The 12,754-nt window shown below is 65.6% G+C and carries 12 protein-coding genes; 6 read left to right on the top strand and 6 right to left on the bottom strand.

All coding sequences use genetic code 11. The features are described from left to right. Window positions 1–86: 86 nt before the first annotated feature. Window positions 87–269: a hypothetical protein gene (locus CSC74_RS06970; protein WP_162313632.1), complete on the bottom strand. Its 183-nt coding sequence runs from the start codon at window positions 267–269 to the stop codon at window positions 87–89. On the opposite strand from CSC74_RS06970, the gene CSC74_RS06965 reads away from it, so the two are divergent. Then, the gene (locus CSC74_RS06965; RefSeq protein ID WP_162313631.1) at window positions 268–2,205 is read left to right on the top strand and encodes a M48 family metallopeptidase; all 1,938 of its coding nucleotides are present in this window, start codon (window positions 268–270) and stop codon (window positions 2,203–2,205) included. The two genes, CSC74_RS06970 and CSC74_RS06965, sit on opposite strands and share 2 nt — an antisense overlap. A gap of 5 nt (window positions 2,206–2,210) precedes the next feature. Further along, complete coding sequence (locus CSC74_RS06960; protein ID WP_162313630.1) at window positions 2,211–2,963, top strand: hypothetical protein; 753 nt, start codon at window positions 2,211–2,213, stop codon at window positions 2,961–2,963. Here CSC74_RS06960 and CSC74_RS06955 read toward each other — a convergent pair. After that, window positions 2,960–4,555 (bottom strand): GMC family oxidoreductase, encoded by a 1,596-nt coding sequence (locus tag CSC74_RS06955; RefSeq protein ID WP_162313629.1) that lies wholly within the window; start codon window positions 4,553–4,555, stop codon window positions 2,960–2,962. The two genes, CSC74_RS06960 and CSC74_RS06955, sit on opposite strands and share 4 nt — an antisense overlap. 228 nt (window positions 4,556–4,783) lie before the next feature. Here CSC74_RS06955 and CSC74_RS06950 point away from each other — a divergent pair, with 228 nt between their 5' ends. The 4 genes from CSC74_RS06950 to CSC74_RS06935 all read left to right on the top strand — a co-directional run bounded on the left by CSC74_RS06950 (window position 4,784) and on the right by CSC74_RS06935 (window position 8,064). After that, entirely contained in the window at window positions 4,784–6,130 is a 1,347-nt protein-coding gene (locus CSC74_RS06950) for an NTP/NDP exchange transporter (RefSeq protein ID WP_211369560.1), read from the top strand. Continuing rightward, window positions 6,130–6,414 carry a DUF1304 family protein gene (locus CSC74_RS17720; protein WP_162313628.1) on the top strand — a complete coding sequence of 95 codons (285 nt, stop codon included), beginning with the start codon at window positions 6,130–6,132 and terminating at the stop codon, window positions 6,412–6,414. Before CSC74_RS06950 ends, CSC74_RS17720 begins: the two co-directional genes overlap by 1 nt. Continuing rightward, a complete protein-coding gene (locus CSC74_RS06940) occupies window positions 6,411–7,607 on the top strand; it encodes an NAD-dependent epimerase/dehydratase family protein (RefSeq protein WP_162313627.1) in 1,197 nt (398 codons plus the stop codon). Before CSC74_RS17720 ends, CSC74_RS06940 begins: the two co-directional genes overlap by 4 nt. A gap of 103 nt (window positions 7,608–7,710) precedes the next feature. After that, window positions 7,711–8,064 (top strand): DUF1304 domain-containing protein, encoded by a 354-nt coding sequence (locus CSC74_RS06935; RefSeq protein ID WP_162313626.1) that lies wholly within the window; start codon window positions 7,711–7,713, stop codon window positions 8,062–8,064. A gap of 82 nt (window positions 8,065–8,146) precedes the next feature. Here CSC74_RS06935 and CSC74_RS06930 read toward each other — a convergent pair whose 3' ends face one another. From CSC74_RS06930 to CSC74_RS06915, 4 genes are all read right to left on the bottom strand, one after another. Continuing rightward, window positions 8,147–8,533: a hypothetical protein gene (locus tag CSC74_RS06930; protein WP_162313625.1), complete on the bottom strand. Its 387-nt coding sequence runs from the start codon at window positions 8,531–8,533 to the stop codon at window positions 8,147–8,149. A 3-nt stretch (window positions 8,534–8,536) separates the two neighbouring features. Then, on the bottom strand, window positions 8,537–9,016 hold the full coding sequence (locus tag CSC74_RS06925) for a hotdog fold domain-containing protein (protein ID WP_162313624.1): 480 nt from the start codon (window positions 9,014–9,016) through the stop codon (window positions 8,537–8,539). A gap of 186 nt (window positions 9,017–9,202) precedes the next feature. After that, window positions 9,203–11,683 carry an acyl-CoA dehydrogenase gene (locus tag CSC74_RS06920; RefSeq protein ID WP_162313623.1) on the bottom strand — a complete coding sequence of 827 codons (2,481 nt, stop codon included), beginning with the start codon at window positions 11,681–11,683 and terminating at the stop codon, window positions 9,203–9,205. Then, window positions 11,680–12,669, bottom strand: coding sequence for an alpha/beta fold hydrolase (locus CSC74_RS06915; protein WP_162313622.1), 990 nt, complete (start codon window positions 12,667–12,669; stop codon window positions 11,680–11,682). Before CSC74_RS06915 ends, CSC74_RS06920 begins: the two co-directional genes overlap by 4 nt. Between the last annotated feature and the right edge of the window lie 85 nt (window positions 12,670–12,754).

Raw genomic sequence — 12,754 nt, 5'->3', positions numbered from 1 at the left:
GCGGATGAGGGGTCGCTCTTGCGCTGGCTACTTCGTAGGCAAGAGCGTTGACCAGCTTCGCTGTTGAAAGCCGCGCTATGCGCGAGTCACTTTTCTTTGAACGGCAAAGAGGCGCTTTTCAACAGCCCGAAGGGCTGGTCAAAGTAACCAAAAAAAGCCGCCCTAACGGCGCGTCCGGCGATGGAGCTGCCTGGTCCGCAAGCGGGCCGGGAATTCCTAAAACCAAAAGCAAAATCAAAAAAACCAACCCCCAACCCCAAAGCTGCCATGAACTTCTTCGAACACCAGGCCAAGGCCCGCAGCAGCTCCACCCGCATGGTGGTGCTGTTCGCGCTGGCGGTGGGAGGGATCGTGCTGGCGGTGGACCTGGCGGTGCTGCTGTTGCTGGGGACGCAGATGGGAAGCGCCGGAGGTGTGGCCGGGCTGCTGTTCGTCTCCACGCTCGGCACGATCGCGGTGATCGGGTTGGGTTCGATGTACCGCATGGCTTCGCTGCGCGGTGGCGGCGAATCGGTGGCGCTGCAGATGGGCGCCACCGCAGTGCCGGAGGACACCAGCGACTTCCAGTTGCGCCGTCTGCGCAACGTGGTCGAGGAAATCGCCATCGCCTCCGGCGTGCCGGTGCCCAAGCTCTACGTGATGGAGCATGAGGCCGGCATCAATGCCTTCGCCGCGGGCTATTCGCCTTCCGATGCGGCGGTGGCCGTGACCCGGGGCGCGCTGGAACGGCTCAATCGCGACGAACTGCAGGGGGTGATCGCGCACGAGTTCAGCCACATCCTCAATGGCGACATGCGCCTCAACCTCCGCCTGATGGGTACGCTGTTCGGCATCATGATGCTGAGCATCATCGGCCAACGCGTGCTGATCTACGGCCGCGGCGGGCGCAGCAAGGAAGGCAACGCGATCCTGGTGATCGCCCTGGTGGCGCTGGTGGTCGGCGGCATCGGCGCGTTCTTCGGGCGCATGATCAAGGCCGGCGTGAGCCGCCAGCGCGAGTTGCTGGCCGATGCCTCGGCGGTGCAGTTCACCCGCCAGACCACCGGCCTGGCCGGCGCCTTGAAGAAGATCGGCGGCCTGCACGAAGGTTCCCGGCTCACCGACAAATCCAAGGCCGAGGAAGTCAGCCACATGCTGTTCGGCGAAGGCCTGTCGGTCGCGAGCATGTTCGCCACCCATCCGCCGCTGCTGCAACGCATCCGCCTGCTGGATCCGTCGTTCAACGAGCAGCAGCTGCAACAGTTGTCGGCGCGCTGGATGGCGTCACCTCCGGACGGCATGCAGGAAGACCTGGCCATGGGCCTGGCCAATCCCACGCCTTCCTCACATACGCCTTCCTCACCCGCGCCACCGCCGTTGCCGCCGCTCTCGCGCCGGATCAGCATCACTCCACCGATGGTGTCGGCGCAGGTGGGCACGCCGGCCGAAGACGACTACCGCCGCGCCGGCAGCATCGTCGAGTCGCTGCCGCCGGAATTGCGCGCGTTGGCGGCGCGGCGCGAAAGCGTCATGCCGTTGCTGCTGGCCATGCTGGTCGACGACGATGCGGCCATCGCCGCCAACCAGCGCATCGAAGTGGTCGCGCGCCTGGGCGAACAGGCGGCTTCGCAAGCCTGGGCGGTCAGGCAACAGCATCTCGGTTCGCTGCACCCCATGCTGCGCCTGCCGCTGGCGTCGCTGGCGTTCCCGGTGCTGCGCCTGCGCCCGCGTCCCGAGCTCGACACGTTCCTCGCCACCGTCCATGCGATGGTCCACGCGGACGGCCAGGTTTCGCTGTTCGAATATTGCCTGGCCAAGCTGCTGGAAGTGCAGGTCCGCGAATCGCTGGACCCGGAGCGTTACGCGCGCTTCGGCCGGCGCAAGCCCGGCAATCTCAAGCAGGAGTTCGCCACCTTGCTGGCGGTAGTGGCGCAATCCGGTAGCGACGATCCCGTGACCGCGCAGCATGCCTACCTGAGCGGCCTGCAGCGGGTGCTGCCGCGCGACCATCTTCCCTACGCGCCGCCGGCCAATGGCGTGCTGGCGCTCGAAAGCGTGTGGGAAGGGCTGGATGCGCTGGATCCACTGGCCAAGCAGGTGATGGTGGAATCGATCACTGCCGCGATCAGCCACGACGGCCGGATCAGCGTGGCCGAATCGGAACTGTTGCGCACGATCTGCGGCGTGCTGCATTGCCCATTGCCGGCGATGCTGGAGCGAGGCTAGCCGACGTGCACGCCGTCGCCGGGAAAGGGTTGCTGCTCGCCACGGCGATAGTCGCAAGTGGCGCGGCCGGCGCAGTGACCTGGGCGGAACGGGAAATCCAGGATCCGGTCGGCGGCAAGCCCTGCCGGATAACGACGCTGGCCAGTTCGGGTTCCTACGTCTATGACTGGCCCGAGAAGTACGATCAGGTCTTCGTGCCGGTGACCGCCGCCGAGGGAATCTGGTTTTGCGAGGGCTCTGGTTTCGCCAGCTTCATCGGTGACGACAGGCTGGGTCATGCAGAAAGGAAACGCATTGCCGCATTCCTCGACCGGCAGCCACGATCGGCGCAAGCGCAGCCGGATATCGCCGGCAGGTTGCAGCGGGCCGAGGCGATCTATGCGCTGCGCGACCTGACCCCGGAACGCAACGCGCTGGTGCACCGGATCCTGGCCTACGACTTCGAGTCGCTGGCCGGCGATCCGGCGCGCGCGCATCAGCATCGGCAGGCGGCGCTGGCGATCATGCTCGACCGGCTGGCGGACGAATCGCTGGCGCAGGGCACGCGGCTCGAATACCTGTTCGTTTCGGCCAATTATCTGCGCGAGTCCGGCTCCGCCGCACGCGCGGACCGGTTGCTGGCGCAACTGGAAATGCAGATCGCGAGTGCCGGCAATGGCGAGTTCGCCGCCTACGCGGCCTACCTGCAATCCATGTTGCCGGCAGCCAGGACGATCGCGCCCGGAGGACGGCTGGCACCGGCAACGAACGCCGATTAGGCGGCCAGCGTAGTTTTCCCGAGGATCAGGTCGGAGGCCCGCTCGGCGATCATGATCGTCGGCGCGTTGGTGTTGCCGCCGATCAACGACGGCATCACCGATGCATCGATCACGCGCAGGCCCTGCACGCCGTTGACGCGCAACTGGCTGTCCACCACGCAGGTTCCGTCGCTGCCCATGCGGCAGGTGCCGACCGGGTGGTAGACGGTCTCGACCTTGGCGCGGACGAATTCCGCCAGCTCGGCATCCGACAGGTCGTTGCGCGCCGGAAAGATCGGCGCGCCGCGGTACTCGTCGAAGGCCTTCTGCGCGAACAGTTCGCGCGACAGCTTCGCGCATTCGACCAACATCTTCAGGTCGAATCCTTCCGCGTCGCCCAGATAATTGGCCTCGATCCGCGCCTTGTCGGCGGGATTGGCGCTGGCAAGGGCGATGCGGCCACGGCTGCGCGGGCGCAGGAAACAGGCGTGCAAGGTGTACCCGTCGCCCGGCAGGCGGTGGCGGCCATGGTCGTCGAGCATGGCCGGGATGAAATGGAACTGGATGTCTGCGCGCGCATCGGGCGCGTACTGCGAGCGCACGAAGCCGCCGGCCTCGGCGATGTTGCTGGTACCCGGGCCGGTGTGGCCCCGTAGGAAATAATCGAAGGCGACCTTCATGTCGCTCAGGCGGTCGTAGGTGACGCGCCGGGTCGAATGGTTCAGGGTGGAAACGTCGAGGTGGTCCTGCAGGTTGCGGCCGACCCAGGCCGAATCCACGGCCACATTGATACCGTGTTCCTGAAGATGATCGGCCGGACCGATGCCCGACAGCATCAGCAGTTGCGGCGAATTGATCGCGCCGCCGCTCAACAGCACCTCGCGCTGGGCGCGCGCCTGCACTTCCTGGCCGCCGCGGGCATAGGCCACGCCGACCGCGCGGTCGTTTTCCAGGACGATGCGGCGCACCAGCGCGCCTGTGACCACGTCCAGATTGGGCCGCGATTTCGCTGGTCGCAGGTAAGCCACCGCGGCCGAGCAGCGCGCGCCGTCCTTCTGGGTGACCTGGTACAGGCCGATGCCGGATTGTTCGGAGCCGTTGAAGTCGTCGTTGCGCGCGAAGCCCGCTTGCTGCCCGGCCTCGATGAACACCGACGACAGCGGATTGACGTAGCGCAGGTCGGAAACGTACAGCGGGCCATCGGCGCCATGCAGGGCATCGCTGCCGCGCGAATTGCGTTCGGCGCGCTTGAAATAGGGCAGGGCGCCGTTCCAGTCCCAGCCCTCGGCGCCGGCCGCTGCCCAGTCGTCGTAGTCGCCGGCGACGCCGCGGATATAGCACATGGCGTTGATCGAACTGGAACCGCCCAGCACCTTCCCGCGCGGCCACCACAGGCGGCGGTTGTTGAGCTGCGGCTCGGGCGCGGTGTCGTAGCTCCAGTTCACGCCCTTCTGGCCGACCAGCTTGGCCAGGCCGGCCGGCATGTGGATGAAGGGATGCCAGTCGCGCGGGCCGGCTTCCAGCAGCAGTACCTTGACGGTCGGATCTTCGGAAAGACGATTGGCCAGCACGCAGCCGGCGGAACCAGCGCCAATGATGATGTAGTCGTACACGCGGAAGCCTGTTTCAAGGGTCCAGCGAACCTAACGGGCGGGGCTAGAGCAAATGCTCTCAGCATGCCGGCAGCCGGTGCCATGCGGCCAAGTCGCTGAATTGCGACGCAGCGGCGTCGGACGAAAGCGCTGGCGATGTTGCAGTGCATCGGATAACTTGCGCGCATTCCAGCGGATGAGGATGCGGGCGATGGGGACGGGCATGCGCAACGGGGGGCGGGTCGGCTGATGAATTCCGCAATGGACGGGCTTCCCTGGCACCGCCGTTTCCGTAATGCGCTGGCCGAATCGCCGGCGCTGTGGTGGTCGTTCCTGTACTTCTTCTGCCTGCTCAGCGGTTACTACGTGCTGCGCCCGGTGCGCGACGCGATGGGCGCATCGAGCGAGGTGGAAGCCGTGTTCCCGCCAGCGATGATCCGATTCTTCGCCGGACACGGCATACCGCTCAAGGAATTGATCCTGCAGGTGCTGTCCACCTGCACTTTCATCCTGATCCTGGTTGCGCAGCCGGTTTACGGTGTGCTGGTCAGCCGCTTCCCCCGCCGCGTGTTCCTGCCGGCGTTGTTCGGCTTTTTCATCGCCTGCCTGTTCGGCTTCTACGCGCTGTTCCACAGCCACATTCCGGGTCGCGGACTGCTGTTTTTCCTGTGGGTGACGGTGTTCAATGTGTTCTCGGTGGCGGTGTTCTGGTCGTTCATGGCCGACGTTTTTTCCAATGCCGATGCGAAGAAGTACTACGGGTACATCGGTGCGGCGGGAACGATCGGCGCGTTCACCGGTCCGGCCATCACCCGTACGCTTGCCGAAAAAGTGGGACTGGCGAACCTGATGCTGGTTTCCGCCGTTTTCCTGACTGCCTGCTTGGTCTGCATCTGGCGACTGCGCCACTGGGCCATCCAGCGCGAGCAGAAGATCGGCCGCGACAACGAAAGCGCGATGGGCGGCGATATCCTGGCCGGCCTGAAGTTGATTGTGAAGGAGCCGCTCCTGCGCTGGCTGGCGGCGATGGTCTTTCTCGGCGTGGGCGTGGGCCAATTGCTGTACAACCAGCAGGCAACCATAGCCCGCGAGGGTTTCGCCACCGCCGAGGCGCGCACGGCGTATTACGCCGGCATCGACATCGCGGTGAACGTGCTCACCCTCGTCGTGCAACTGTTCATCACCCGCACTCTGCTTTCGCGCTTTGGCCTGCTGCCTGTGCTGATGATCCCGATGGCGGCGCTGCTCCTGGGTTTTGCGGTGCTGACTGCTTCGCCCTTGCCAATCATCGTCGGCATCGTCCAGGTGGTGACGCGCTCCAACGAGTTTTCGCTGATGAAGCCCGGTCGCGAAACCATTTACACCCGCGTCGACCGGCAGTGGCGGTACAAGGCCGGCGCCGCGATCGACACGGCTTTTTTCCGGGGTGGCGAGATCACCTTTTCGTGGACGTACAAGGCGTTGTCGGCCTTTGGCTCGCACGTCGTATTCGGCGTGGGCCTGCTGTTCGCCGGGGTCATGACCGCCAGTGCGTGGCGGCTGTTGCGCGAAGAAAAGAAGCTGCCGTCCGAACGTGGAACCGTGGAGAAATCGTGATGCCGCTTCTGGCAAAAGTGCTGGTCGGGCTGGTCGGGCTGGTCGCCGCGCTGCACCTGTATTTCCTGGTCCTGGAAATGTTCCTGTGGACAACCCCCATCGGCCTGAAGACTTTCCGCAACATGGTGAGGCCTCCAAACTGCCGGCCGAGCGCAACGCCTCGGCCCACAACGCTTTGCGGCGTTGGGCGGTTGTGCGATGCGCATGACTTCTGGCGCATGAAGCGCGTGGCCGCCGCGGCGCAAGCTGCCCGGCACCGCATCGCAGAAGGCAAGCCCGCATGACCACTCGCCGCGACTTCCTCATGACCACTTCCGCCGCCGCCGCCTGGTTGGCGCTGCCAGGTTGCGCGCGCGCCGTCGGTCGCGATGCGATCAAACGCGAGGCCGACAAGCCACTGAAGATATTGGTACTCGGCGGGACCGGTTTCCTCGGCCCGCATTTCGTCGAAGCCGCGCGCGCCAATGGTCATCAGTTGACCCTGTTCAACCGCGGCAAGAGCAATCCGACCCGCTTCAGCGGCGAGGAATTCAAGGACATCGAGCAGCTGCGCGGCGATCGCAAGAGCGACCTGTCCGCACTGGAAGGCAAGCGGCGCTGGGATGCGGTGCTCGATACTTCCGCCTATTTCCCCGCCGATGTCACCCGCTCGGCGCGATTGCTCGGCGAGCGCGCCGGCCAGTACGTGATCATCTCCTCCATTTCCGTCTACGCCGACAACAGCAAGCCCGGTGCCGACGAGTCCTCCGTCGTCCTGACCATGGCCGATCCGGAAGCAGCGAAGGAAATCACCGGCGAGAATTACGGCCCGTTGAAAGCGCTGTCCGAGCAGGCGGCGGAGAAGGAACTGCCCGGCCAGACCACCGTGATCCGACCTGGCCTGATCGTCGGTCCCGGCGACAACACCGACCGCTTCACCTACTGGCCGGCGCGCGCCGCGCGTGGGGGCGAGATCCTCGCGCCGGGTTCGGCCAGCGACCCGACCCAGTTCATCGACGTACGCGACCTGGCCGGGTTCATCCTCCACGCCATCGAGTCCGGCAGCACCGGCGTATTCAATGCCGATGCCGCGCCCGGGGCGATCAGCATGGGTTCGCTGCTCGCCGCCTGCCAACGCGCCGGCACCGCCGCCAACGACATCCAGTGCATCCGCGCGCCGTGCCCGCAACCGCCGGAAGCCAGCTCCACCGTGACCTGGGTGCCCGCGGATTTCCTTGAAGCGCAGCAGGTCAGCGCCTGGCAGGACATGCCGGTGTGGATTCCACCGACCGGCGAGTACGCGGGATTCGGCCAGCGCAGCACGGCCAAGGCACAGGCCGCCGGGCTGAAGTACCGGTCGCTGCAGGAAACGGTCGACGACACGCTGCAATGGTGGAGGGCACTTCCCGAAGCGCGCCGCGCGTCGCCCAAGGCAGGGCTGTCGCCCGAGCGCGAAGCGGCCGTGCTGAGGGCCTGGAGCCAGCACATCAAAGGCTGACGCTTCGACACGACCGGGCCGGTCAGTCAATCGCCGCCATCCGTACTCCTGGAGCGCCGGGCGCTTGGGTATGCTGGGCGCTGCTCCCCGCGGTGGAACCCTCATGCTGATCCTTGCCCATGTCCTGGTCGTGCTGGTCGCGCTGCTGCACGTGTATTTCCTGGTCCTGGAAATGTTCCTGTGGACCAGGCCCCTCGGCTTGAAGACCTTCCGCAACACGCCGGAGAAGGCCGAGACCACCCGCGTGCTCGCCGCCAACCAGGGCCTGTACAACGGCTTCCTGGCCGCGGGCCTGCTCTGGTTCCTGTACACGTGGCAATGGAACGTGGTGCTGTTCTTCCTCGGCTGCGTGGTCGCCGCCGCGCTCTACGGCGCCTGGAGCGTCAACAAGCGGATCTTCTTCGTGCAGGGCGTCCCGGCGATCGCCGCGATTGCGGCGGTCTGTTCATTGCCGTAACCGCCGCGCGCGGGCGCGGGTTCGCGTAGGAGCGACGTGAGTCGCGAAGGGACGCATGGCGGTTTCGCGACTCACGTCGCTCCTACGGCGATGCGGGCAACATGGGCGATGCGAACAGGACCGCGCCGATCACGAACAGCGCGGTCAGCACATGCACCAGCGGCTTGTTGACGCGCAGGAACACGAACTGCTCGATCGTCCGTCCGACCCAGAACAACGACATGAATACCAGCAGCGCCCGCCCCAATGGTGTCGCGTGCAATTCACGGGTGAAGACGAAGCACAGCACGCCGATGCCGAGGAAGAAATAGATCAGGCGCAGGTTGAGGATCTGGGTGACCGCACGCGTGGGCAGGCCGATCTTCGACAGCTCACGCTTCCAGTCGAACAGTTTCCAGAACGCCAGGTGGATCGCGGCGAAAACGAAACTGTGGATCCCGCAGAGCTGCACCAGCAGGTCGCGGGACACGGTTCAGTCCCTGCGCGCCGGCTTGGGCGACACCCACATCGAGATGCGCGCCTTGAATACCGTCTCGCCCTGCGGGTCGGTGACCACCACGTTGACCGGCAGTTCGTAGCCTTCAGCCGCTTCGTGTGGCGGGAATTCCGGGGTGGCCACGCCACGTTGGGTGCCGACCGCCTTCTTCAGGTATTCGACGCTCATGCCCTTGGGAATCCAGCGCATCGACGCGGGAATGCTGACGTCGGTCATCAGTCCGCCGGTGAACTCGGCCAGGTTGCACAAGGCGATGGCGTGCACGGTGCCGAGGTGGTTGGTCACGCTGCGGCGATGCCTGATCGTGGCTTCTGCCCGATTCGGCTCCAGCACCGTCATTCTCGGCTTGATGCTGCCGAAGTAGGGCGCCTTGAAACACACCGCGCGCGAGAACAGCCAGTTGCCGAAAGGCTTGCGGGTGAGGTTGTTGTAGAGCTGCAATACGGAAGCGCTCATGGATCACTGCTCCAGGAAAACATGGTGACTCCTCTCCCCTCGCGGGAGAGGATGCCCGGAGGGCAGGAGAGGGGCACGAGCGCAGCGAGTGTGCTCTTGCGCTTGCTGCTGCACGCTCCCTTGCGTCAATCCTCCCCTCTCCCTGGCCCCTTCGGGCCTGTCCCTCTCCCGCAAGGGGAGAGGGCATCAAGCCGCCTCGCGCGACTTCGCCTTCTCGGCCGGATGCTTATCGTAATAACCCGCCGAACGCAGTTCATGCGTATCGAAGTCGTCCACAGTGATCGTTTCCAGGGTGATCGCGCGCAGCTCTTCCAACTGCTGGCGCTCCTCGGCGGTGATCCAGTTTTCGCGCACGCCTTCATCCAGCTGCGAAGCGAAATCCAGCGCCTCGATGTCGCTGTTCTTCAGCGCCTTGAGGAACTTGCGTTCCACCGGCTCGGCCAGGATCGCCTTGGCCAGGTAGCTGTCGATGCGGCCGCCGGGGTTGTTCTCGCACGGGGTCAGGAACACACCGTTGCCGAGGCGGTCGCGGGCTTCGTTCGGGGTCATCAGCAACGCGGCCACGCGATGGCCGAGGCGGTCGCTCGGCGCCTCGGCGCGGCGGCCCCACGGAAACACCAGCGCCCACAGCAACCAGCCGACCGGACGGATCGGGAAGTTGCGCAGCGCACCGGACAGCGCCAGCTCGATCTTGTGCACGCTGTCGTGGAAGGCCCAGGCCAGCAGCGGCTGGTCGGCGGCCGGCGCGGCTTCGTCGTGGTAGCGCTTGAGCATGGCGCTGGTCAGGTAGATGTGGCTGAGCACGTCGCCGAGGCGGCCGGACAACGACTCCTTGAACTTCAGCTTGCCGCCCAGCAACAGCATCGACACGTCGGCCATCAGGGCGAGGTTGGCGGAATAGCGGTCCAGCTTGCGGAAGTAGCGGCGGGTGTAGTCGTCGCCCGGCGCCGAACCGATCTTCGCCCCGGTCAGGCCGAACCAGAACGAGCGCACCGCGTTGGAAATGGCGAAGCCGATGTGGCCGAACAGATTGCGGTCGAATTCCTCCAGGCCGGCCTTGAAGTCCGGGTTGCTGGCGGCCTTCATTTCCTTCATCACCCACGGATGGCAGAGGATCGCGCCCTGGCCGAAGATCAGCAGGCTGCGGGTCATGATGTTGGCGCCTTCCACGGTGATCGCGATCGGCGAGGCCTGCCAGGCGCGTCCGGCGAAATTGCGTGGCCCCAGGATGATGCCCTTGCCGCCGATGACGTCCATCACATCGGTCACCACTTCGCGGCCCATGGTGGTGCAGTGGTATTTGGCGATCGCCGACGGCACCGAGGGCACGTCGCCGCGATCGACCGCCGCGGCAGTGGCCTGCGACAGCGCGCTGATCGCATAGGCCTTGCCACCGATCCGTGCCAGCGCTTCCTCCACGCCTTCGAAGCGGCCGACCGACAGACCGAACTGCTTGCGGATGCGGGCGTAGGCGCCGGTCACCACCGCGCCGGCCTTGGCTCCGCCGCTGGCGGTGGAGGGCAGGGTGATGGAACGGCCGATGGCCAGGCACTCGTTGAGCATGTTCCAGCCCAGGCCGGCCTTGTCCACGCCGCCGATCAGCTGGCTCAGCGGGATGAAGACTTCCTTGCCGTGGATCGGCCCGTTCTGGAACGGCGAGTTGAGCGGGAAATGGCGACGGCCGATTTCAACGCCGTCGGTATCGCGCGGCAACAGCGCCAGGGTGATGCCGATGTCGCGGGTGTCGCCGATCAGGCCATCCGGGTCGTACATGCGGAAGGCGAGGCCGATCAATGTCGCCACCGGCGCCAGGGTGATGTAGCGCTTGTCGAAGGTCAGCTTCAGGCCGAGCACGTGGGCGCCGTTCCATTCGCCCTTGCAGACGATGCCGTAATCGGGAATGGAGGTGGCGTCGGAACCGGCGAACGGACCGGTCAAGCCGAAGCAGGGTACTTCCTCGCCGACGGCCAGGCGCGGCAGGTAATAGTCCTTCTGTTCCTGGGTGCCGTAGTGGTTGAGCAGTTCACCCGGGCCCAGCGAGTTGGGCACGCCGACGGTGGAACTGACTACGCTGGAAACCGAGGCCAGCTTCTGGATCACCTTGTGATGGGCCAGCGCGGAGAAGCCGAGGCCACCGTATTCCTTGGGGATGATCATGCCGAAGAACTTGTTCTTCTTGATGTAGTCCCACAGCTCGGGCGGCAGGTCGGCATGCACGTGGGTGATTTCCCAATCGTTGGTCATGCGGCACAGCTCTTCCACCGGGCCATCCAGGAACGCTTGTTCCTCGGCGGTCAGTTGCGGCTTCGGTTGGCTGAGCAACTGGTTCCAGTCGGGATCGCCGGTGAACAATTCGCCTTCGAAACCGACCGAACCGGTTTCCAGGGCGATGCGTTCGGTCTGCGACAGCGGCGGCAGGACCTTGCGGAAGAACTTCAGCAACGGCGTGGTAACCAATGCCTTGCGGAGACCGGGAATCAGCAGCGGCACCGCGATCAGCGCCACCAGCACCGCGGCCACGATCGTCGCGGCCGGATTGGCGCCCAGCAACCAGCAGGCCACCAGCAGGGTCGCGGTGATCGCAGCCCAGTAGGCCAGGCGCAGGCGATGGTAGGCGGCCAACGCACCGACCAGCAGGAAGGCGAGGAAGGGAATGACGATGCTCATGGACTTGCTCCAGGTACGGACTTGGTGACGGCGGATTCGCCTGAGGCGGGGTGTTGCGAAGTGGAAATCGTCGCTGCGTCGGGGCAGGCCGCCGCCGGTAGCCCGGCGAGGTATTCCAGCACGGTCGCGGTAAAGGTGTCGTTGTCGTCGCCGGCCAGCATATGCGTGGCCTGCGGCAGGTGCGCATGCTGCGCGTGAGGCACCAGCGACTGGAATTCCTCCACGGTCCTGGCCGAAACCAGGTCGCTGCGTCCGCCGCTGATCAGCAGCACCGGGCAGCGTAGCGCGCGCGCGGATTCGGCGATGTCGTCCTGGTGTTGGGCGCAGTCGCGGACCAGGTCGTCGACCAGGCGCGCATCCCAATGCCAGCGCCAGCGTCCGTCCTCGCTTTCGCGCAAAAGCTCACGCAACTCTTCCGGACTCTTGCGCGCGCGGCGGTGCGGCAGGTAGGCGGCGATGATGTCGGCGGCGTGATCCAGCGAGTCGAAGCCCTGCGGGAACGCGGTGATGAAACCGAGGATGCGCTGCAACCCGGCCTCTTCCCAACGCGGAGTGATGTCGACCAGGATCATCGCCCGGAACAATCCGGGCCAGCGAGCCTCGGCGATCATGCCGAACAGCCCGCCCATGGACGCGCCCACCAGCACCGGCGGCTGGGTCTGCTCGCCGGCGACGATGATCAGATCGTCGGCGAACTGTTCCCCGGTGTAGGACAGGTCGGCGGGATTGCGTTCCGATTCGCCATGGCCGCGCGCATCGTAGGAAAGACCCGCATATCCCTCGGCCGCCAGGGCCATGCCGCTGCGCTGCCAAGCGCCACGCGTCTGGCCGAAGCCATGCGTGAACAGCAACGTGTCGGAAGTCTGCAGCGATGATGCCGTGGGGAAAGCCGTCGCCGCCAACGCAAGGCCGTCGGCGCCCACGAGTGCCTTCGACTGCGCAGGCAGTTGCCGGGCTGGTGATGTCTTATGGGAAGTAAATACCATACGGGCTAGTATGGATCTTCCGATTCAGAGTAGTCAATCGGTACGGCGGCGATTCCGTGATGCCTTGCCGATTCCTTGTCAGGCT

It is taken from the genome of Pseudoxanthomonas yeongjuensis, from assembly GCF_010093345.1.
In the GTDB taxonomy this organism is placed as follows: Bacteria; Pseudomonadota; Gammaproteobacteria; order Xanthomonadales; family Xanthomonadaceae; genus Pseudoxanthomonas_A; species Pseudoxanthomonas_A yeongjuensis.
This window is presented reverse-complemented; position numbering and strand designations above follow the sequence as displayed.

What these genes read in the sequence shown, in the direction of transcription:
- CSC74_RS06925 (WP_162313624.1), bottom strand. Translation starts at nt 9,016, where the DNA reads ATGAGCGCTTCCGTATTGCAGCTCTACAACAACCTCACCCGCAAGCCT.
- CSC74_RS06935 (WP_162313626.1), top strand. Translation starts at nt 7,711, where the DNA reads ATGCTGATCCTTGCCCATGTCCTGGTCGTGCTGGTCGCGCTGCTGCAC.
- CSC74_RS17720 (WP_162313628.1), top strand. Translation starts at nt 6,130, where the DNA reads ATGCCGCTTCTGGCAAAAGTGCTGGTCGGGCTGGTCGGGCTGGTCGCC.
- CSC74_RS06965 (WP_162313631.1), top strand. Translation starts at nt 268, where the DNA reads ATGAACTTCTTCGAACACCAGGCCAAGGCCCGCAGCAGCTCCACCCGC.
- CSC74_RS06940 (WP_162313627.1), top strand. Translation starts at nt 6,411, where the DNA reads ATGACCACTCGCCGCGACTTCCTCATGACCACTTCCGCCGCCGCCGCC.
- CSC74_RS06920 (WP_162313623.1), bottom strand. Translation starts at nt 11,683, where the DNA reads ATGAGCATCGTCATTCCCTTCCTCGCCTTCCTGCTGGTCGGTGCGTTG.
- CSC74_RS06950 (WP_211369560.1), top strand. Translation starts at nt 4,784, where the DNA reads ATGAATTCCGCAATGGACGGGCTTCCCTGGCACCGCCGTTTCCGTAAT.
- CSC74_RS06970 (WP_162313632.1), bottom strand. Translation starts at nt 269, where the DNA reads ATGGCAGCTTTGGGGTTGGGGGTTGGTTTTTTTGATTTTGCTTTTGGT.
- CSC74_RS06915 (WP_162313622.1), bottom strand. Translation starts at nt 12,669, where the DNA reads ATGGTATTTACTTCCCATAAGACATCACCAGCCCGGCAACTGCCTGCG.